General features: G+C 73.1%; 18 protein-coding genes. 9 read left to right on the top strand and 9 right to left on the bottom strand.

The features are described 5' to 3' along the window. Nucleotide 1: 1 nt before the first annotated feature. The 7 genes from truB to rimP form a co-directional block, all read right to left on the bottom strand. Nucleotides 2-877 carry a tRNA pseudouridine(55) synthase TruB gene (gene truB / locus CLV63_RS02640; protein WP_106581198.1) on the bottom strand — a complete coding sequence of 292 codons (876 nt, stop codon included), beginning with the start codon at nucleotides 875-877 and terminating at the stop codon, nucleotides 2-4. Between the two features lie 8 nt (nucleotides 878-885). After that, complete coding sequence (gene rbfA / locus CLV63_RS02645; protein WP_106581199.1) at nucleotides 886-1323, bottom strand: 30S ribosome-binding factor RbfA; 438 nt, start codon at nucleotides 1321-1323, stop codon at nucleotides 886-888. Nucleotides 1324-1332: 9 nt separating this feature from the next. Further along, a complete protein-coding gene (locus tag CLV63_RS02650; RefSeq protein WP_106581200.1) occupies nucleotides 1333-1629 on the bottom strand; it encodes a DUF503 domain-containing protein in 297 nt (98 codons plus the stop codon). Between the two features lie 99 nt (nucleotides 1630-1728). Then, a complete protein-coding gene (infB, locus tag CLV63_RS02655) occupies nucleotides 1729-4899 on the bottom strand; it encodes a translation initiation factor IF-2 (protein ID WP_106581201.1) in 3171 nt (1056 codons plus the stop codon). A 220-nt stretch (nucleotides 4900-5119) separates the two neighbouring features. Continuing rightward, a complete protein-coding gene (locus CLV63_RS02660; RefSeq protein ID WP_106581202.1) occupies nucleotides 5120-5434 on the bottom strand; it encodes a DUF448 domain-containing protein in 315 nt (104 codons plus the stop codon). Beyond that, the gene (gene nusA, locus CLV63_RS02665) at nucleotides 5418-6437 is read right to left on the bottom strand and encodes a transcription termination factor NusA (protein WP_106581203.1); all 1020 of its coding nucleotides are present in this window, start codon (nucleotides 6435-6437) and stop codon (nucleotides 5418-5420) included. The genes CLV63_RS02660 and nusA overlap by 17 nt, the downstream gene beginning before the upstream one ends. A gap of 23 nt (nucleotides 6438-6460) precedes the next feature. Beyond that, nucleotides 6461-6952: a ribosome maturation factor RimP gene (rimP, locus tag CLV63_RS02670; protein WP_106581204.1), complete on the bottom strand. Its 492-nt coding sequence runs from the start codon at nucleotides 6950-6952 to the stop codon at nucleotides 6461-6463. 373 nt (nucleotides 6953-7325) lie between these two features. Here rimP and CLV63_RS02675 point away from each other — a divergent pair, with 373 nt between their 5' ends. Continuing rightward, nucleotides 7326-7835 (top strand): hypothetical protein, encoded by a 510-nt coding sequence (locus tag CLV63_RS02675; protein ID WP_211301106.1) that lies wholly within the window; start codon nucleotides 7326-7328, stop codon nucleotides 7833-7835. Between the two features lie 49 nt (nucleotides 7836-7884). Continuing rightward, on the top strand, nucleotides 7885-8340 hold the full coding sequence (locus tag CLV63_RS02680; protein ID WP_106581205.1) for a ferritin-like domain-containing protein: 456 nt from the start codon (nucleotides 7885-7887) through the stop codon (nucleotides 8338-8340). Nucleotides 8341-8451: 111 nt separating this feature from the next. Here CLV63_RS02680 and CLV63_RS02685 read toward each other — a convergent pair whose 3' ends face one another. After that, nucleotides 8452-10203: a proline--tRNA ligase gene (locus tag CLV63_RS02685; RefSeq protein WP_211301107.1), complete on the bottom strand. Its 1752-nt coding sequence runs from the start codon at nucleotides 10201-10203 to the stop codon at nucleotides 8452-8454. A gap of 240 nt (nucleotides 10204-10443) precedes the next feature. On the opposite strand from CLV63_RS02685, the gene CLV63_RS02690 reads away from it, so the two are divergent. Further along, a complete protein-coding gene (locus tag CLV63_RS02690) occupies nucleotides 10444-11286 on the top strand; it encodes a spermidine synthase (protein ID WP_106581206.1) in 843 nt (280 codons plus the stop codon). A gap of 248 nt (nucleotides 11287-11534) precedes the next feature. Here CLV63_RS02690 and CLV63_RS02695 read toward each other — a convergent pair whose 3' ends face one another. Continuing rightward, the gene (locus CLV63_RS02695) at nucleotides 11535-12221 is read right to left on the bottom strand and encodes a hypothetical protein (protein ID WP_106581207.1); all 687 of its coding nucleotides are present in this window, start codon (nucleotides 12219-12221) and stop codon (nucleotides 11535-11537) included. Nucleotides 12222-12939: 718 nt separating this feature from the next. Between CLV63_RS02695 and CLV63_RS02700 the strand changes: the two genes are divergently transcribed. From CLV63_RS02700 to CLV63_RS02725, 6 genes are all read left to right on the top strand, one after another. Then, nucleotides 12940-13830, top strand: coding sequence for a DMT family transporter (locus tag CLV63_RS02700; protein WP_106581208.1), 891 nt, complete (start codon nucleotides 12940-12942; stop codon nucleotides 13828-13830). A gap of 155 nt (nucleotides 13831-13985) precedes the next feature. Next, nucleotides 13986-15188 (top strand): sensor histidine kinase, encoded by a 1203-nt coding sequence (locus tag CLV63_RS02705; protein WP_106581209.1) that lies wholly within the window; start codon nucleotides 13986-13988, stop codon nucleotides 15186-15188. Next, on the top strand, nucleotides 15185-15850 hold the full coding sequence (locus tag CLV63_RS02710; protein ID WP_106581210.1) for a response regulator: 666 nt from the start codon (nucleotides 15185-15187) through the stop codon (nucleotides 15848-15850). The genes CLV63_RS02705 and CLV63_RS02710 overlap by 4 nt, the downstream gene beginning before the upstream one ends. 220 nt (nucleotides 15851-16070) lie before the next feature. Further along, nucleotides 16071-17312 (top strand): cytochrome ubiquinol oxidase subunit I, encoded by a 1242-nt coding sequence (locus tag CLV63_RS02715; RefSeq protein WP_106581211.1) that lies wholly within the window; start codon nucleotides 16071-16073, stop codon nucleotides 17310-17312. Nucleotides 17313-17355: 43 nt separating this feature from the next. Then, entirely contained in the window at nucleotides 17356-18366 is a 1011-nt protein-coding gene (locus CLV63_RS02720) for a cytochrome d ubiquinol oxidase subunit II (protein ID WP_106581212.1), read from the top strand. Between the two features lie 334 nt (nucleotides 18367-18700). Beyond that, a complete protein-coding gene (locus CLV63_RS02725) occupies nucleotides 18701-19063 on the top strand; it encodes a hypothetical protein (protein ID WP_106581213.1) in 363 nt (120 codons plus the stop codon). Nucleotides 19064-19154: the final 91 nt, after the last annotated feature.

Genomic DNA, 19154 nt, shown 5'->3' on the forward strand with positions numbered 1-19154 from the left:
CCTACGCGGGTTCGAACACCACGATCGGCTTGGTGTGCCCGGGCCGCTCCTCGGCGAGGGCGACGACCTCGCCGCCCGGCGCGAACAGGCCGATGGGCCCCGGCCCCAGGGTGCCGGGCGCGATGCGGTTGCCGTGCGAGATGCGGGCGGCCTCCTCGGCGCTGAGCACCCGGACCGGGAACGACGCGGCGACCGCCTGCGCCAGCGGCACCGTGGTGAACTCCGCGGCGAGGGCGTCGAGGGTGTGCGCCTGCTCGGCGGTGTAGGGGCCGACCCGGGTCCGGCGCAGCGCGGTCAGGTGCCCGCCGACACCGAGGGAGTCGCCGAGGTCGCGGGCGAGGGAGCGGATGTAGGTGCCGCTGGAGCAGCGGACACGGGCGTCGACGTCGACGAACCCGCCGGTGCGCCGGACCTCTTCGACGGAGAACTCCGACACGGTCACCGGCCGCGCCTTGAGCGCGACCTCGGTGCCGGACCGGGCGAGCTTGTACGCGCGCTGGCCGTTCACCTTGATCGCGCTGACCTGCGGCGGGATCTGCTCGATGGGGCCGGTGAGCGCGGCGACCCCGGTGTGCACCGCGTCGTCGGCGACGCCGGAGGCGTCCGCCTCGGCCGTCACCTCGCCCTCGGCGTCGTCGGTGCTGGTGCTGCGGCCCAGCCGGATGGTCGCCGCGTACACCTTCTCGGTCAGTGTGAGGTGTCCGAGCAGCTTGGTGCCCTTGTCGATACCGAGCACCAGGACCCCGGTCGCCATGGGGTCGAGCGTCCCGGCGTGGCCGACCCGGCGCGTGCCGGCGAGCCGGCGCACCCGGGCGACGACGTCGTGCGACGTCCAGTCGGCGGGCTTGTCGACGATCACTACCCCGCTGGTTGCCATGGCCGCGGCTACTCGTCCTCGTCGGGTTCGCGCGGGGCCTTGTACGGGTCGGCGTCGCCGGCCGGCGACGCCCCCGAGGCGGCGCGTGCGACCTCGGCGTCGGCCTGCCTGGCCTTCGCGAGCAGGTCCTCGATGTGCGCGGCGTTCTCCTGCACACCGTCCAGCTCGAACGCGAGGCTCGGGGTGTGGCGCAGCCCGGTCTGGCGGCCGACCTCGGTGCGGATGACGCCCTTGGCGCTGTCGAGCGCCACGGCGGTGCCCGCCTTCTCCTCATCGGTGCCGAACACGGTGTAGAACACCGTGGCGTCGCGGAGGTCGTTGGTGAGCCGCGCGTCGGTCACCGTGACGAACCCCAGACGCGGGTCCTTGATCCGGCGCTCCAGCATCTCCGCCACGATCCGCTGGATCCGGTCGGCGAGCTTGCGCGCACGTGCGGCGTCAACCATGGTCCTTGCTCAGTCTTCCTCTTGGTTGAAGAGCCGCTGCCGCGCGGACAGCAGCTCGATCTCGGGGTGCCCGGCGACCAGCCGCTCGCAGGCGGTGAGGACCTCGGCGCAGTGCGCCGCGGTCCCCGACACCACGGCGACGCCGATCTCGGCGCGCCGGTGCAGGTCCTGCTCGCCGGTCTCGGCGACCGACACCTCGAACTTGCGATTGATCTCCGCCACGATCGGGCGGACCACTGAGCGCTTCTGCTTCAGCGAATGGACGTCGCCCAGCAGCACGTCGAGTGTCAGAGCACCAACGAACACACACTCACCTCGGGGGTCGTCTTGTGGCGACGGACCCCGGGCCCCGGCACACGGCCGGGGCCCGGGGGACCGCCACGGGAGGGCCTGCGACTAATGCGACTAGTCGCGCGGCTTCTCCTTCATCTCGTACACCTCGATGGTGTCGCCTTCGCGCAGGTCGTTGTAGCCGACACCGATACCGCACTCGTAGCCCTCGCGGACCTCGGTGGCGTCGTCCTTGAACCGGCGCAGCGAGTCGACGTTGAGGTTGCTGGAGACGACCACGCCCTCGCGGATCAGGCGCGCCTTGGCGTTGCGCCTGATGATCCCGCTGCGGACGATCGAACCGGCGATGTTGCCGATCTTCGGCACCTTGAAGACCTCGCGGATCTCCGCCGAGCCCAGCGTGACCTCTTCGTAGATGGGCTTGAGCAGGCCCTTGACCGCGGCTTCCACTTCGTCGATCGCCTGGTAGATGACCGAGTAGTAGCGGATGTCGACGCCGAGGCGGTCGGCGAGCTCGCTGTTCTTGCCCTCGGGCCGGACGTTGAAGCCGATGATGATGGCGTCCGACGTCGAGGCCAGGTTGATGTCGTTCTGGGTGATGGCGCCGACGCCCCGCCCGATGACGCGGATGTCGACTTCGTCGCCGCCCGCGTCGATCTTGAGCAGCGACTCCTCCAGCGCCTCGACGGAGCCCGACATGTCGCCCTTGATGAGCAGCAGCAGTTCGCTGCGCGCACCCTCTTCGAGGGTCCGCTGCCAGTTCTCCAGGGTGACGCGGCGGCTCGCCTTCGCCTGCTGCGCGAAGCGCTCGCGCGCCTCGCGCTGGTTGGCGATCTGGCGGGCCACCCGGTCGTCCTTGACGACGAGGAAGTTGTCGCCGGCGCTCGGGACGTTGGTCAGCCCCAGCACCTGCACCGGGCGCGACGGGTCGGCCTCGGCGACCTGGGAGCCGTTCTCGTCGAGCATCGCCCTGACGCGCCCGTAGGCGTCGCCGCAGACGATGGAGTCGCCCACGTGCAGGGTGCCGCGCTGGACCAGGACGGTCGCCATGGAGCCGCGGCCGCGGTCGAGGTAGGCCTCGATGGCGATGCCCTGGGCCGACTGCTTGGGGTTGGCCCGCAGGTCCAACGCGGCGTCGGAGGTCAGCACCACCGATTCGAGCAGGCCGTCGATGTTGACGCCCTGCCGGGCGGAGATGTCGACGAACTGGACGTCGCCGCCGAACTCCTCCGCGACCAGGCCGTACTCGGTGAGCTGCGACCGCACCTTCTGCGGGTCGGCGCCCTCGACGTCGATCTTGTTGACCGCCACCACGATCGGCACATCAGCGGCCTTCGCGTGGTCGATGGCCTCGGCCGTCTGCGGCTTCACGCCGTCGTCGGCCGCCACCACGAGCACGGCGACGTCGGTGGCCTGCGCACCGCGGGCACGCATGGCGGTGAACGCCTCGTGGCCCGGGGTGTCGATGAAGGTGATCCTGCGCTCTTCACCGTCGACCTCGGTCGCGACCTGGTAGGCACCGATGTGCTGGGTGATGCCGCCGGCCTCGCCGCTCACCACGTTGGTGTTGCGGATGGCGTCGAGCAGGCGGGTCTTGCCGTGGTCGACGTGGCCCATGACCGTGACCACCGGGGGCCGCGCGACCAGCGCCTCTTCGCCGCCTTCGTCCTCACCGAACTCGATGGAGAACGATTCGAGCAGCTCGCGGTCTTCGTCCTCGGGCGACACGACCTCGATCGTGTAGTTGAGCTCCTCGCCCAGCAGTTGCAGGGTTTCGTCGGTCAGCGACTGGGTGGCCGTGACCATCTCGCCCAGGTGCATCATGACCTGCACCAGCGACGCCGGGTTGACCTCGATCTTGTCGCCGAAGTCCGACAGCGACGCGCCGCGGGACAGCCGGACGGACTGGCCGTTGCCGCGCGGGATCTTGACGCCGCCGAACGACGGTGCGCCGAGCTCGTTGAACTCCGCACGCCGCTGCTTCTTCGACTTGCGCTGGCGGCCGGGACGGCCACCGGGGCGCCCGAACGCGCCGGCCGTGCCGCCGCCGCGACCGCGGCCGCCGGCACCGGGACGGCCGCCGAAGCCGCCGGGGCGCGGACCGCCGCCGCCACCGCCGCTACCGGGGCGCGGACCGGCACCCGCGCCGGCACCGGGACGGCCACCGCCGCCGGGACGGCCGCCGCCACCGCCGCGGCCACCGGGGGCCCCGCGGCCACCGCCGCCGCCACCAGGGGCGGGACGGGAGGACGGCATGTTCATCGGGCTGGGGCGCGGACCACCGGGCGCACCGCCACCGGGGCGCGGACCGCCCGCACCGCCGGGACGCGGGCCGCCGGCACCGCCGGGACGCGGGGCACCTGCGCCGGGGCCGCCCGGACGGGGCGCCTGCGGGCGCGGGGGCCCACCGGCGCCGGGACGCGGCGCACCGCCGCGCTCGCTGCCGCCGCGCTCACCGGCACCGCCGGGGCGCGGGGCGCCCTGGCCGCCCGCGGGGCCGCTGGGACGCGGGCCCGGGCGCGGCGCGGGCTTGGAGCCCATGCCGGTCGCGGTGGACGCGAACGGGTTGTTCCCCGGGCGCGGGGTGCCGGTACGGGGACCCGGACGCGGGCCCCTGCCGCCACCGCCTTCGGAACGGCCGCCGCCGCGCTCGCTGCCGCCGCGCTCAGGGCGCTCACCGCCGGGACGCGGACCGCGCTCGGGGCGCTCACCGCCGGGGCGGGGGCCCGGGCGGTCGCCGCCGGGGCGCGGGCCGCGCTCGGGGCGTGCCGCGGGCTGCTGCTCGGCGTCGGGGCGCTCTGCCGCCGGTTCGGCCGCAGTGGGCTGCTCGACCGCCGGCTGCTCGGGCGCCGCGGGCTGCTGCACCGGCGGCTGGAACGGCTGGTCGGTCGGCTTCGCGGGGCCGGGGCGGGGCCCCGGCTTCGCACCAGTGGCGGGCGCACCGGTAGCGGGCGCGCCGTTGTCGGTGCCGCCTGCGGCGGGCGCGCTGGGACGCGCACTCGGTTTCGGACCCGGCTTGGGCCCCGCGGGACGCGGGGACGCGGGCTGTGCCTCGCCGCTGGGGCGGGGCTTGGGCTCCGAGGGGCGCGCAGCGGGCTTGCCGCCGCCGCCCTTCTTCTCAGCGGAGCCGTTGTTGAACGCTTCCTTGAGCCGACGGACCACCGGCGCCTCTATCGTCGAGGACGCCGAACGGACGAATTCGCCCATCTCGGTGAGCTTGGCCAGGACGGCCTTGCTCTCGACTCCGAACTCTTTGGCGAGCTCGTATACCCGGACCTTTGCCACTGCTCTCCTCTACATCGGTCCGGGACATGAGCTCGTGCCGGACCGTCGCTAGCTTGACGTACTCATCGCTGCGTACTCATCGAGTGCTCATCGCAATCTCGACCCGCTTCCGAATCGTCGTTACACAACAATGGGGCGACCACGTGCGTCTCGTACGACATGACAAGAACCGCCGTCCGCCGCTTTTCGCTGCGGCGAAACCGACGTGGTCATGACAACCCTATCCGGATCCCGGACCGACTCCAACGCACGGGGCGTCGGCGAAGAGCGCACCGACACGCGAGGTGTCGATGGCGCCATCGGCCCGCAGGGCCCTTCGCCACACGCGCCGCCGCTCGGCCTGCGCCCAGCACCGCGGATCGCGGTGCAGGTAGGCGCCCCGGCCCGGCATCCGCCTGGCGGAATCGGGCAGGAGGACCCCGCCTTCGGCCACCAGGCGCAGCAGGTCGTCTTGTGCTGCGCGGGACCGGCAGCCCACGCACATCCGCACGGGGGCCGCTCGGTCGACCGCTTCCAGTCTATCGCGCCGAGGCATCGGCGGGGCCCGGCGGCTGCTCGCCTTCGGCCTCCGAGGCGCCCTCGGCCGGCTCGGCGTCGGACCGGATGTCGATCCGCCACCCGGTCAGGCGCGCGGCCAGGCGGGCGTTCTGCCCCTCCTTGCCGATGGCGAGCGACTGCTGGTAGTCGGGGACGGTCACCCGCGCCACCCGCGCAACGGGGTCGAGGACCTCTACCAGCGAAACGCGGGCCGGGGAGAGCGCATTCCCGACGAACTCGCCGGGGTCCTCGGAGTAGTCGACGATGTCGATCTTCTCGCCGTGCAGCTCGGCCATGACGTTGCGCACCCGGCTGCCGAGCGGGCCGATGCAGGCGCCCTTGGCGTTGACACCGGACTTGTTCGACTTCACGGCCATCTTGGTGCGGTGGCCCGCCTCGCGCGCGATTGCGGCGATCTCAACGGTGCCGTCGGCGATCTCGGGGACCTCCAACTGGAACAGCTTGCGCACCAGGTTGGGGTGGGTCCGCGACAGCGTGACGGAGGGGCCGCGGTGGCCCTTGCGCACCTGGACCACGTAGGCGCGCAGCCGCTCGCCGTGGACGTACTCCTCGCCGGGCACCTGCTCCTGCGGGGGCAGGATCGCCTCGATCTTGCCGAGGTCGACCAGCACGTTCCGCGGGTCCTTGCCCTGCTGGATGATGCCGGACACGACCTCGGACTCGCGCCCCGCGAACTCGCCCAGCGTGAGCTCGTCCTCGGCGTCGCGCAGCCGCTGCAAGATGACCTGCTTGGCCGTCGAGGTGGCGATCCGCCCGAAACCCGAGGGGGTGGCGTCGTACTCGCCGACAGCGGAACCGTCGGCATCGGCTTCGACCGCCCACACGGTCACGTGCCCGGTGGAGCGGTTCAGCTCGACCCGGGCGTCGATGTCGGTCCCCTCCTGCCGGTGGTAGGCGATCAGCAGCGCGTCCTCGATCGCCTTGACGACGAGGTCCACCGAGATGTCCTTCTCGCGCTCAAGGCTGCGAAGGACACTCATATCGATATCCACGACTCCCCCTACTAGTCCGCCGCGTCGGTGTCGGCGTCCGCGTCATCACGGCGGAATTCCACTTGGACCTTGCCGCGAACCAGGTCGTCGTGGCCGAAGGAGCGGCTGCCGCCGTCGGTCTCCAGGGTGACCCCGGAGTCGTCGGCGTCCAGCACGCGCCCTTCGACCTCGCCGCCCTCAGCGAGGAGGGCGCGCACCAGCCGCCCTTTCGCGCGGCGCCAGTGCCGGGGTTCGGTGAGCGGCCGGTCCACGCCTGGGGAGGTCACCTCGAGGACGTAGGGCGCCTTGCCCATGGCCTCGGAGGTGTCGAGCGTGTCGGAGATGACCTGGCTGACGTCTCCGACGGCGTCGAGGTCGACACCGTTGTCGGAGTCGACGACGATCCGCAGCAGGCGGCGCTTGCCCGCGGGGGTGACCTCGATCGTCTCCAGATCGAGCCCCACCTCGGCCAGGACGGGCTCCAGCAGCTCAGTGAGCCTCTCCTGGCGAGCCTGCGCGCCCATAAATCCGATGCCCTCCTCGGCGAATTCCGCCCGCGGCCCTGAGGGCGACGGGGCGGTCCAGCTCTGCACATGCGTGATCCGCGCGTCGCGACCGACGGCGGTTTGCACCAAGAGTATCCGCAGTGCGCCTCTGTCCAGCACTTCCCGGGCCGGGGCCGCGCGGTCCGGGCGGGCGCGGCGCGCGGCGCCGCGCGATGCCCGCCAGTCGGTCCGTCGGCGCGCCGCAGGGCCCCGCGGCGTGAAAAGATGGGGTATCCAGTCGCAGGGTTATGCCCGCTTGGTTTCACCGCCCGGTGTGCCGCGCGTACCGGGGGTCAACAGAAGAGCCGTCCGGCGCGCGTGCCCGCCGGCGGCCGAGAGGAAGAGGTGGCGCGTGCGCCGTTCGACCGGGTCGGGCGTGAGCCGCCGCGCGCTGCTCGCCGGCGGGGCGGCGGCGGTGTCCGCCGCCGTGCTCGCCGGATGCCAGGGGGCGGGGTGGTACCCCGCCGAGATCAGCCCCGACGAGTACGTGCTGCGCGGTGCCATCACCGAGAAGCAGCGGCTGATCGCCCGATACGAGGCCGCCATCGAGGGCGGCGACGCGCCCGGCGACCTGCTCGCCAAGCTGCTCGGCCACCACGAGGAGCACCTCAAGGCGCTGCGCGACCGGCTTCCCGAGGACAGCGGCGGGCGCGACCCCGCGCCCACCTCGACCACCGGGCCCAGTCCCGAACCGGTCTCCGACGACCCGCTGTCCGTCGCGGCGCTCCAGGTCGCCGAGGAGACGGCGGCCGGCATGCGCGGGCGCGACGCGGCGAAGGTCGCCGACCGCTCCCTCGCGCAGCTGCTCGTCAGCGTGGGCGCGTGCGAAGTGGGCCACGCGCACCTGCTCTCCCAGGCGTGACCCCGGCGACGTCCGCCGGGCAGTGGGGCCCGGCGCAGGAAGGACCACTGTGAGCAGTACGAACGAAGCGTCGGAGGCCCCGGAGCCGGGCAGCGACACCGCGGCGTTGCAGAAGGCGCTGCGCGCCGAGCACGCCGCGGTCTACGGCTACGGCTTCATCGGCGCCAAGACCACCGGCGCGACGCGCGAACGGTGCCGCGCCTTCCTCGACGACCACCGCAACCACCGCGAGACGCTGCGCACCGAACTGATCAACCGGGGGGCCGAACCGGCCGTGTCGAAGGCGGCGTACGCCATCCCCGACGACACGTCCGAGCAGGGCCTCGCCGACTACGCCGGTTCGCTGGAGGAGACGGCCGCGCAGGCGTACCTGCAACTCGCCGGGGCGTCGGACCGCGCCCTGCGCGAACTCGCCGGGCGGTCGCTCCAGATGACCGTCGTCCGGGCCCTCGAATGGGGCGCCGACCTCGCTGCGTTCCCCGGGTTCCCCGGCGGGCGGCTCTGACCCTCTGCCGCCCGCGGGCGGCGGGGCCTTTCGGCCGTCCGCGACGGGGGCGGCCCCGCCGCGCGCCGGAGGCCCGGGGCGCGCGGTCCGACCGGGCCCTCGGCGCGCTGCTCAGGCGTCCTTGACGAGCGCCGCCACCGTCGCGACCGTGGCGTCCAGGGCGATCTCGCTGTGCCCGCCCCCGGCCCGGTCGCGCAGTTCGACCAGGCCCTCGGCGAGCTTCTTGCCGACGACGACCGTGGTGGGGATGCCGAGCAGTTCGGAGTCGGTGAACTTCACCCCCGGCGAGACCCCCTTGCGGTCGTCCACGAGCACCCGCACGCCCTGGGCGGCGAGCTCCTCGGCGAGGCGCACCGCGACCTCGATCTGCTCGCCCTTGCCGGTGCCGACCACGTGGACGTCTGCGGGCGCGACGGAGCGCGGCCAGACGATGCCCTTGTCGTCGTGCGACTGCTCGACTACCGCCGCGACCAGGCGCGACACCCCGATGCCGTAGGAGCCCATGGTGACGCGCTTGGGCTTGCCGTCGGGGCCGAGGGCGTCGAGCCCGAAGGTGTCGGTGAACTTGCGGCCGAGCTGGAAGATGTGGCCGATCTCGATGCCGCGGGCGGTGTAGAGGGTGCCGGTGCCGTCGGGCGACGGGTCGCCCTCGCGGACCTCGGCGGCCTCGATGGTGCCGTCGGGGGTGAAGTCGCGCCCGCACACCAGGTCCACGACGTGGTGGTCGTGCTGGTCGGCGCCCGTGGTCCACACGGTGCCCTCGACGATGCGGGGGTCGACGAGGTAGCGCAGCTTGTTGGCGAGCAGCGCGTTGGGGCCCACGTAGCCCTTGACGAGATAGGGGTGCGCGGCGAAGTCGGCCTCGTCGAGCAGCGCGACCTCGGCCGGGTACACCGCGGCCTCCAGGCGCTTCATGTCGACCTCGCGGTCGCCGGGCAGGCCGATGCCGAGGATCTCCCACGCGGCCTCGCCCGGGCGGCGGGTCTTCACGAGGACGTTCTTCAGGGTGTCGGCGGCGGTGAACTCCCGGCCGAGGGCGGCGCCGTTGAGGAAGTCGACCAGGGTCTGGATGGTGGGGGTGTCGGGCGTGTGGTGCACGACCGCCTCGGGCAGCCCCTCGACGGGCAGGTGCGGCGGTGCGGGGGTCCGCACGGCCTCGACGTTCGCCGCGTAGTCCGAACCGGTGCTGCGGACGAAGGTGTCCTCGCCGTACTCGGTCTCGGCGAGGAACTCCTCGGAGGCGGAGCCGCCCATGGAGCCCGACATCGCCGAGACGATCACGTACTTCAGGCCGAGCCGGTCGAAGATGCGGACATAGGCGCCGCGGTGCAGGTCGTAGGAGCGTTGCAGGCCGGCGTCGTCGATGTCGAAGGAGTAGGCGTCCTTCATGTGGAACTCGCGGCCGCGCAGGATGCCCGCGCGGGGCCGCGCCTCGTCGCGGAACTTCTCCTGGATCTGGTACAGCACCACGGGGAAGTCCTTGTAGGAGGTGAACTCCCCCTTGACCAGGAGGGTGAACAGCTCCTCGTGGGTGGGGCCGAGCATGTAGTCGGCGCCTTTGCGGTCCTGGAGGCGGAACACGGTATCGCCGTACTCGGTCCAGCGGTTGCTGGCCTCGTAGTACTCGCGGGGCAGCAGGGCCGGCAGCAGCACCTCCTGGCCGCCGATGCCGTTCATCTCTTCGCGGACGAGGTCGGCGATGTTGTCGAGCACGAGCTTGCCCAGGGGCAGCCAGGTGTAGACGCCGGGAGCGGCGCGCCGCACGAACCCGCCGCGCACGAGCAGTTTGTGGCTCGGCACCTCAGCGTCCGCCGGGTCCTCACGCAGGGTGCGCAGGAACAGGGTCGACATCCGCAGCAGCACGGCCACTCCCAGGAGAGATCATCGGGAACACAGGACACGGATCCGAGGGGTTCTGCACCGGATTCGCGGGGGCTCCCAGGCTAGCGGCCCTCATGGGCATCCGCAGCAGCCCACAAGGGAAGGCCCCACGCAGCCCCCCAGACCCCCGCATCACGCCCCATGACCCCGGCGACGTCGAAGGCTGCCGTCGCGGGGGGCCGTACCGTGGAGCGGTCGGATCGGCAACGGACGAGGGAGACCATGGGCGCGCGCGACCGAGAGGCCACCGAACCCGGCGCACCGCGCACCGAGTTACTGCGCGACGCCGACCGGCCGGGGTCCTGGCTGCTCATGGTGGACGGCACCCCGCAGTCGCACGTCGACCTCGACGACCCCGCGCACCTCGACTTCGAGTACGTGCGGCGGCTCGGGCACGTCGCCGACCTCGCAGCCCCGCAGGGGCGGCCGGTCGACGCCCTGCACCTTGGCGCCGGTGCGCTCACCCTCGCGCGCTACATCGCCGCGACCCGGCCCGGCTCCCGTCAGCGCGCCGTCGACGTCGACGCCGAGCTGATCGACCTGGTGCGCCGGGAACTGCCGTGGGACAAGCGCGCGGCGATCAGGGTCGGCACCGGCGACGCCCGTGCGTGGCTCGCCGAGCGCCACGACGCATCAGCCGACCTGGTGGTGTGCGACGTCTTCGCGGGCGCGCGCACGCCCGCGCACCTGACGTCCGCCGAGTTCATGGCCGACGCCGCCCGCGTCCTGCGGCCGGGCGGGACCTTCGCCGCGAACATCGGCGATGGCCACGCACTGCGGCACGCCCGCCGCCAGGTGGCGACGGCGCGCTCGGTGTTCGCGCACGTGGCGTTGATCGCCGAGCCGTCGGTGCTGCGCGGGCGCCGGTTCGGCAACCTGGTGCTCGCGGCCTCGGACGCGGCCCTGCCGACCGACGAACTGTCCCGCCGGGCCCACCGCGACCCCGACATGGCACGGCTGCTCGAAGGGTCGGCGCTGACGCGGTTCTGCGCCACTGCGGCACCGGTCGGCGACGCCGACGCCGAGGACTCCCCCGCCCCGGCCCGCGACCTGTTCGCGCGGTAGGCCGCCAGGCGCCCCGGACATCCACGCGGCGCCGCGAGGGCCGCCGGGACGCGAGGACCGCGTCGGACCGGTCCGGCTTTCGGCCATCAGGGTGTACTTCGGCGGTCGCTGCTGCGCAGCAGCGACCGCCGAAGCGCGCCCCGCAACCGATCCGCCGGGCCGGAACACCCGTGCGGTCGAGGACCGGAGCGCACCAGGTGTCGGAGCCGGCGGGCCTCACGGGACGGGACCGGCGGGCCGGGCGCCGGTCAGTCGGGGAGTTCGTGGTCCAGCAGGAACGAGAACTCGGTGGACTGGGCGATCTCGACGCTGCCGCCCTGGCCGACCCGGGTGCCCATGGCGCGCACCGAGCCGTCCCGCCACCAGATGAGGTGGTCGGTGAGCGGCGGTGCGTCGGCGGCGAGGGACTGGAAGGTCTGGAAGATGAAGGGGATGATCGGCAGGGAACGCTTGCTGCGCAGGACCGCGAACATCATGGTGTTGCTGTTGGGCAGCATGACCACCGCCCCGAACGGCGCCGGGCCGTGGATGAGGTCGACGAGCCGCATCACGTGCGCGGTCCCCGGCCAGGTCATTCCGTGCACGACGGTGACCTCGGTATCGGCCGTGGTCTGGAACACCTGGGGCTCGAACGACTCGTAGCGCATGTTCGCGAGCGCCGTGAACCACAGGTCCTGCTTGCTGAGGCCCCACACCTGGGTGAACGCGGCGTCCAGGACGACGGCGTCGTAGGTGTGCGGGTTCGGCCGGTAGCAGAGGACGGCGGAGAGCTCCTTGCTGATCGAGTACGCGAGCGGCGACGGCCCGAGGCCCGCGGAGTTCGGCAGGACGAGCACCCGCAGGAACGGCGCCGCGGCGTGGAAGGGTTCGCCCAGCAGTCGGATGCGGATGTCGGGGCCGGGCCCGCCGGGGGGCCCGAACTGTGGGGCGTGCATTGGTACGGCGCTACTCCTTGACGGCGTGCGCACCACGGCCGGTGTCCCCCGTTGGGGCGCGCACGCCTTCGACGTATCTCCCCATGATGGCGTTCCGACACCGCCGCGCGCACCGCGGAGCGGGCCGCGGCACCGGCGCACCGGTGCGCGCGGCGGTGTCGGACCAGGTGACGCCCCTTGCGCGCACGGCACCGGGCCGGGCGGTGCCCGGCCGACGCCCACCGGACCGGACCCGGTGATGCCCCGCCGCGGCACCGGACCGGACACGGTGGGGCCCTCGTGCGCGCACCCGCTCGGACCGGCTGATGTCGTCGCGCGCACACCTGGCCGGACCGGGTGGGGTCCCGCCGCGTGCACTGGATCGGACCGGGTAGCCTCGCCCGCATGGACCACACACACGGGACGTTCGCGACACCCCCTCCGAACTCCTGATCGGGGCGTCGGCCGGCAGTGCCGGCCACCACTGAGACGAACGCATTCCGCGGTCGGACCCGCCCACGGGCCGACCCGCCGGTGCGGCGCGCCTGCGCGTCCGCGGCACCGGTGATCCGGGACCCGTGATCGTGGCCGCCGCGCGCCGCGCGGCCCCTGCCACCGCACCGGCCTCCGTCCGTCCTGGGAAAACGCCCCGCGCCGACGCCGCTCGCCCGCCCGCCGTCGCTGGAGTCCTTCCGTGTCACGTTCCACCCCGCGGTCCTGTGCAGCCTCGCCCGACCCCGTGCCCGCGTCCGCCCACCGGGGTTTCGTCCTGCTTCTCACCGCCGGCCTTCTTTGGGGCACCGGCGGCATCTCGGGGCACCTGCTCCAGGCGGACGCCGGGCTGGCGCCGCTGTCGGTCGCCGCCTACCGGCTCCTCCTCGGCGGCGGCCTCATCACCGTCCTGCTCGTCGCGACGGGGCGGCTGCGGGGGCGTCCCCCGGTGCGCGCGCTGCTCGTCAACGGCGTCCTGCACGCCGTGTTCCAGGGCCTGTACTTCGGTTCGCTGGCGCTCGTCCCCGTCGGTTTCGCGACGCTGGTGAAGATCGGCAGCGTCCCGGTGTTCGTCACTGCGGGGCTGTGCCTGGCGGCCCGCCGGGCGCCGGCGCCGCGCCTGGCGGCGGCGGTGCTGATCGCCGTCGCCGGACTCGTGCTCCTCACGGGGTTCCCCGGGCCCGACGGCGGCGGTTGGCGGCTGGCCGGCGGCGTGGCGTGCGCCTTGGGTGCGGGTCTGGTGTTCTCGGTGATGACCCTGCTCAACCGCGGGCCGGGGGCGGGGATCGACCCGCTGGTCAACATCGGGGTGGGCGGCCTCATCGGCGGCGTGCTGCTGCTCCCCGCAGGGCTGTGGGCGGGGATGGCGGTGCCCGCCGACGCGGAGAGCATCGGGCTGCTGGCGTTCCTCGCGCTCGTGCCGACGGCGATCGCCTACGTCGCCTATTTCGCCGGGCTGCGCACGGCCTCCGACTCCGCGGTGGCGATGGCGACGGTCACCGAGCCGCTCACCGCGGCGGTGCTGTCCATGGTGCTGCTCGGCGAGGAGATGACCGTGTTGGGCATGCTGGGCGGTGTCCTGCTGCTCGTCGCGATGGCGGCGGACTACCTGCTGCCGGGGCGGCGGCGCGCGACCTGACCGAGGCGCCCCCGCACCGGCCTGACCAAGGCGCCGATGCCCGGCCCGACCGGGGCGGGGCGCGCTACGCCCCCGGGAGTAGCCGCGGCCCGCGGCAGTGCCTCCCCAAGGGGGACGCGGGGAGGCCCCTCCTTGCGGCTACTGTCATTCTCACCATGCGCGACTTCCTCCGCCGCCTCGAACAGGACGACCTCACCGTCGTCCTGCTGCTGACCGGGATCGTCCTCGCGAGCAGCTTCTTCGCCGACCCCGGCGCCCGCGCGGTGGTGCCGTGGGGCCTGGTGCTGATCCTGATCGCCTGCGGCAGCCTGTACTGGCGGCGCCGGTTCCCGGTGACGGTCCTGGCGGTCGCCTCCTCGACGGCCATGCTCTACTACGTCAACGCGTTCCCCGACGGCCTGGTGATCCTGCCCGCGATGCTCGCGCTGGTGAGCGTGGTCGTCCGGGGGATGCGCTGGCAGGCGTGGGCGTTCGGGCTGGGGTTCTACTCCGCGTTCCACGGCATCGAGGTCTTCTTCCTGGACCAGCCGTTCGCGGCGCACGCGCTCGGCAACCTGTCGTGGGTGCTGCTGTTCCTGATCAGCGGCGAGGTGGTCCGCAAGCAGAACGAGGCCACGGACGCGCGCAAGGAGCAGGCCGCCGAGGCGCAGCGGGTCCACGAGGAGGCGCTGCGCCGGTCCGCCTCCGATGAGCGGCTGCGGTTGGCGCGCGAGGTGCATGACGTCGTCGCGCACAACATCTCCCTGATCAACGTGCAGGCGGGGACCGCCCTGTATCTCATCGACGCCGAGCCGGGACGTGCGCGCGAGGCGCTGTCCACGATCAAATCGACCAGCCGCGACACCCTGAAGGAGCTGCGGGCGACGCTCGGCGTGCTGCGCGCGGTCGACGAGGAGGCGCCGCGCGCGCCGACCCCCGACCTGGCCGACCTGCCGGAGCTGCTGGAGCGCAGCCGCACGTCGGGGATCGCGATCGGCTTCGACACCGAGGGCGACACGTCCGTCCTGCCCGCGAACGTGCGCGCCGCGGCCTACCGGATCGTGCAGGAGTCGGTGACCAACGCCGTCCGGCATTCCCGTGCCGGGCGCATCGATGTGCGCGTCGCCTTCGACGGCGACGACCTGACCGTGGGTGTGTCCGACGACGGGCGCGGCGCCCCCCAAGGCTTCGCCGCGGGCAACGGCATCCGCGGGATGCGGGAGCGGGCGGCCGCCCTCGGCGGCGCGCTCGACGCGGGGCCCGGCGACGGCGGCGGCTTCCGCGTCCACGCCCGGCTGCCCCGCTCAGTGCCCTACGCCGCCGGCGGCAGGGACGCGGCGGCAGCGGACGGCAGCGAGCAGAGGAGGAACCTCGGGTGATCCGGGTCATGCTGGTCGACGACCAAGGGCTGGTCCGTGCGGGGTTTCGCGCCCTGCTCAACAGCGCCCCCGATATCAGCGTCGTCGCGGAGGCGGCCGACGGCGCCGAGGCGGTGCGGCTGGCTGCGGCCGAGCGGCCCGATGTCGTCCTGATGGACATCCGCATGCCCGGGATGGACGGCCTGGCCGCCACCGAGCGCATCCTCGCCGACGGGGCCGACGACACGCTCCGCATCGTCATCCTCACGACGTTCGACCTGGACGAGTACATCTTCGAGGCGCTGCGCATGGGCGCCAGCGGCTTCCTGGTGAAGGACACCGAACCCGAGGAGCTGATCCAGGGGGTCAGGGTGGTCGCCAGGGGCGACGCCCTGCTGTCGCCCACGGTCACCCGGCGGCTCATCGCCGACTACGCCGCGCGCCCCCGGCCCTCCGCGCCGGGCCACGACCTCGCGCAGCTCACCGAACGCGAGCGCGAGGTGGTGGCGCTGGTCGGCGGGGGGTTGACCAACGACGAGATCGCCGCGCAGCTGGTGGTCAGCCCGGCGACGTCGAAGACCCATGTCAGCCGCGCCATGATCAAACTGCGGGTGCGCGACCGCGCGCAGCTCGTCGTCGTGGCCTACGAGAGCGGACTGATCACGCCCGGCGGGAGCCGCTGACCCCGGTGTCCCGGGCACCCGCGTCAGGGCGGTCTCAGGGTCATTCCGTACCCCCGGCGCTGTAGGGGGTCCGACGACGCACTCCCGTGGTGGTAGGCCGAAGTGCCTCCCGGCGGCCGATGCCCGCACACCCCCGCGGAGCGGATTATTGCACTGCTTCCGCGCCCTGCTCGGCGCGGCGCCAGTGCACCGAGATCCGTTCCGCCCCGAGGAGTGCCCCGTGTTCGACGACCCCCTGATGTGGGCGCGGTTGCAGTTCGCCTTGACCGCGGGGACCCACTACCTGTTCGTGGCGTTCACCCTGGGCATGGCGCCCGTCATCCTGTTCGCCCAACTCAACGCCGCGCGCAGGCGCGACGAGGCGCGGATGCGGGCGGTCCGGTTCTGGGGCGGCCTCTACCTGGTGAACTACGGGATGGGCATCCTGTCGGGGCTGGTGATGGAGCTCCAGCTCGCGTTGAACTGGAGCGGGCTGAACGAGATGTTCGGCTACGCGTTCGCCGCTCCGCTGGCCGTGGAGACGATGGTCGCCTTCTTCATCGAGTCGACGTTCCTGGGCCTGTGGATCTTCGGCTGGGACCGCATGGGTCGCTGGGCGCACTGGTCCTGCTTCCTGGTGGTCACCCTCACCGCCTACCTCTCGGCGTACTGGGTGCTGGTCGCCAACGGCTTCATGCGGTTCCCCGTCGGCTTCGAGATCCGCGACGGCGTGGCCGTCCTGACCGACATCGGGGCGCTGGCCGCCAACCCCTCGACGCTCCTCGCCTTCGCGCACATCATCGCCGGTTCGCTGCTGGTCGGCGGCCTGATCGTGGCTGCGGTCAGCGCCTACCACCTGGTGCGCGGGTACGACCCCGACGGGATGTTCGGCCGCGGTATCCGCACGGGCGCCCTGCTCACCGCCATCGGGGCGTTCCCGACGGTCACCTTCGGCGGCATGCAGTACATGGTCCGCGGCATGGAGAACCCCACCAAGGGGATGACGCTCAGCGCCGCGGAGATCGAGGCGGTGGAGCGGAGCCGGGGCGCAGGCACGGAAGTCGTGGCCGGTCTCGGATCCGCGGTCATGACGTTCGCGTGGCTGTTCATCTCCGTGCTGGCGGTGCTGATGCTGCTGGCGTGGCTGGTCCGCCGCATCGACCGGTGGCGCTGGCTGCACTGGGTGCTGGTGTTCGCCCCGTTCCTGCCGTTCGGCGCCACGATCGGCGGGTGGGTCGAGCGCGAGGTCGGCCGCCAGCCGTGGGCCGTGCAGTACCACCTGACCACCGCCGACGCGGTGACGCCGATGACGAACGGGCAGGCGGCCCTCTCCTTCGTGCTGTTCACCGTGTCGTTCGCGGTCCTGGCGACGGTCACGTGGTTCCTGATCGTCCGTTTCGCCCGGCGCGGCCCCGACGGCTCGCCGCTCGCCCCGCAGCAGGTTCCCGCGGCCGAACCGCCCGCACCCGTGCACCGCTTCTAGCCGCCGGCCCCCGACGCCTTGTCTGTCCGTTGAGGAGAACCCCGTGGAACTCATCGCCGCACTCATCCTGGTCGGCCTATTGGTGGGCTACCTCGTGCTCGCCGGCTGCGATATCGGCCTGGGCATGCTCATGCCCTACCTGACCCGCGGCCCGCAGGACCGCCGGCGGGCGACCGCCGCCATCGCCCCCTACTTCCTCGGCACCGAGGTGTGGCTGGTCGCGGCCGTCGGCCTGACCGCCGGCGTGTTCCCCGAGCTGAAGACCGCCGTCCTCAACCCGCTGTGGGGGGTGTTCCTCGCGATCCTCGCCGGGTGGCTGTGGCGCGACGCCGGGCTGTGGTTCCGGGCGCGGGTCGACACCGACTGGTGGCGGCGGGCCTGCGACACCGCGATCGTCGGCGGCAGTTGGACGCTCGCCGTGGGCTGGGGGCTGGCGATCGGCGGCACCCTCGCGGGCGGCACGCTGCAAAGCCCGTTCGCCCTGGCGTGCGCGGCGACGGTCGTGCTGCTGTTCGCCCTGCGGGGCGCGGCGTTCGGCGCCGAGCGGCTCGTGCCCGTCCACGAATCGGTCCAGGACGCCCCCGCCGCCGTCCCGGCCGGTGGCGGCGGCGCGGTGCGGGTCGCCGCGCCCGCGCCGAGCGCGCCGGCCCTCGCGGAGAGCGCCGATGTCGCCGGGCGGGCGACCCGGCTGCTGTCGCGGTCCGCGCTCGCCGGTGTGGTGGTCACCCTGGCGGCGCTCCCCCTCCCGGGCGGCCCGGCACTGGACCGGATCGTCCCCGCGGCGGTCGTGGCGGTGGTGCTGGCGGCGGCGCTGACGGCGACGGTGGGGCTGTCGGGGCCGCGCTGGTCGCGGCACACCTCGGCGCTGGCGATCGCGGCGCCGGTCCTCCTCGTCGCCACGGCCGTCGAGCTGCCGCTGGGCACGCCGCCGGGGCCGACGCTGACCCTGGTCCTGGTGATGCTGCTGCCCGCGGTTCCGGTCGCGCTCCTCGGGCAGATCTGGCTGTACAGAATGGTGCGCACGCCTACGGCTGCGACCGGCTTCTTCGCCTGAGGTCCGGATCGGCGGGCCGCCGATTCCCGCCGCGCGGGGAACGATTGGTGATCTTGCGGACGGGGCATTTCCGGAGAGGACCAGCGCGGGTCGTTCCACGCCCCCCGGGGCGACCCGCGCGTCCCCCACCGGCGCTCCGCACGGCGGCGGGCGCCCGGACCCCTTCCCGCGGCGTCCCGCCGCCCTCTCGTCCGCGCGCCGCGCCTGCCCGCCTCCTGCGGCATCGGCGCGTCCCCCGTGGCGTACCCCGCACATCTCACAACACTCTGTAACATTGCATCACTGAGAGTGATGCGGTCGGGGCGGCCACTCCGGCCAGGGGGGAAGTGCCACCATGCCCATCGACATGTCCGCGCCGGCGCCACGGCAACTGAACAACCACCAGCGGCTCATACTCTTCGTCGAAGGCGTCCGCGAGCGCGCGGCCCAAGCCGTGCCATGGGGGCCCGACACCGTCGGGATCCCGGCCCAAGCGACCGACGACGCGCTCCTGCACATCAACGACGTCGCGTTCTACGCCAACGCCCGCACCGAGGTCGCCGTGTTCGCCGACCTCTGCCTGAACCTGATCACCCTGCACCGCCCGCGCGACAGCGGCGGCGTCGGCTCGGGCGCCGCGGGCGTCCACCGCTGCAACTGCTGCATGCTGCGCTGGCCGTGCCCGACCATCAGCGAGATCTCGACACTGCTGCACTAGATCGTTGATGGGTTATTGCGGAGCCCGGTCTAGACACGGCGAAGGGCGCCCATGATCGAGGTGTGAACAAGAACCTGGACGCCCTTCTCAC

It is taken from the genome of Murinocardiopsis flavida, from assembly GCF_003014485.1.
GTDB lineage: Bacteria > Actinomycetota > Actinomycetes > Streptosporangiales > Streptosporangiaceae > Murinocardiopsis > Murinocardiopsis flavida.

Excerpts from the sequence above, each read along its gene's own strand:
- truB (WP_106581198.1), bottom strand. The coding sequence starts at position 877 with ATGGCAACCAGCGGGGTAGTGATCGTCGACAAGCCCGCCGACTGGACG.
- rbfA (WP_106581199.1), bottom strand. The coding sequence starts at position 1,323 with ATGGTTGACGCCGCACGTGCGCGCAAGCTCGCCGACCGGATCCAGCGG.
- CLV63_RS02660 (WP_106581202.1), bottom strand. The coding sequence starts at position 5,434 with ATGCCTCGGCGCGATAGACTGGAAGCGGTCGACCGAGCGGCCCCCGTG.
- nusA (WP_106581203.1), bottom strand. The coding sequence starts at position 6,437 with ATGAGTGTCCTTCGCAGCCTTGAGCGCGAGAAGGACATCTCGGTGGAC.
- rimP (WP_106581204.1), bottom strand. The coding sequence starts at position 6,952 with ATGGGCGCGCAGGCTCGCCAGGAGAGGCTCACTGAGCTGCTGGAGCCC.
- CLV63_RS02690 (WP_106581206.1), top strand. The coding sequence starts at position 10,444 with ATGGGCGCGCGCGACCGAGAGGCCACCGAACCCGGCGCACCGCGCACC.
- CLV63_RS02695 (WP_106581207.1), bottom strand. The coding sequence starts at position 12,221 with ATGCACGCCCCACAGTTCGGGCCCCCCGGCGGGCCCGGCCCCGACATC.
- CLV63_RS02705 (WP_106581209.1), top strand. The coding sequence starts at position 13,986 with ATGCGCGACTTCCTCCGCCGCCTCGAACAGGACGACCTCACCGTCGTC.
- CLV63_RS02725 (WP_106581213.1), top strand. The coding sequence starts at position 18,701 with ATGCCCATCGACATGTCCGCGCCGGCGCCACGGCAACTGAACAACCAC.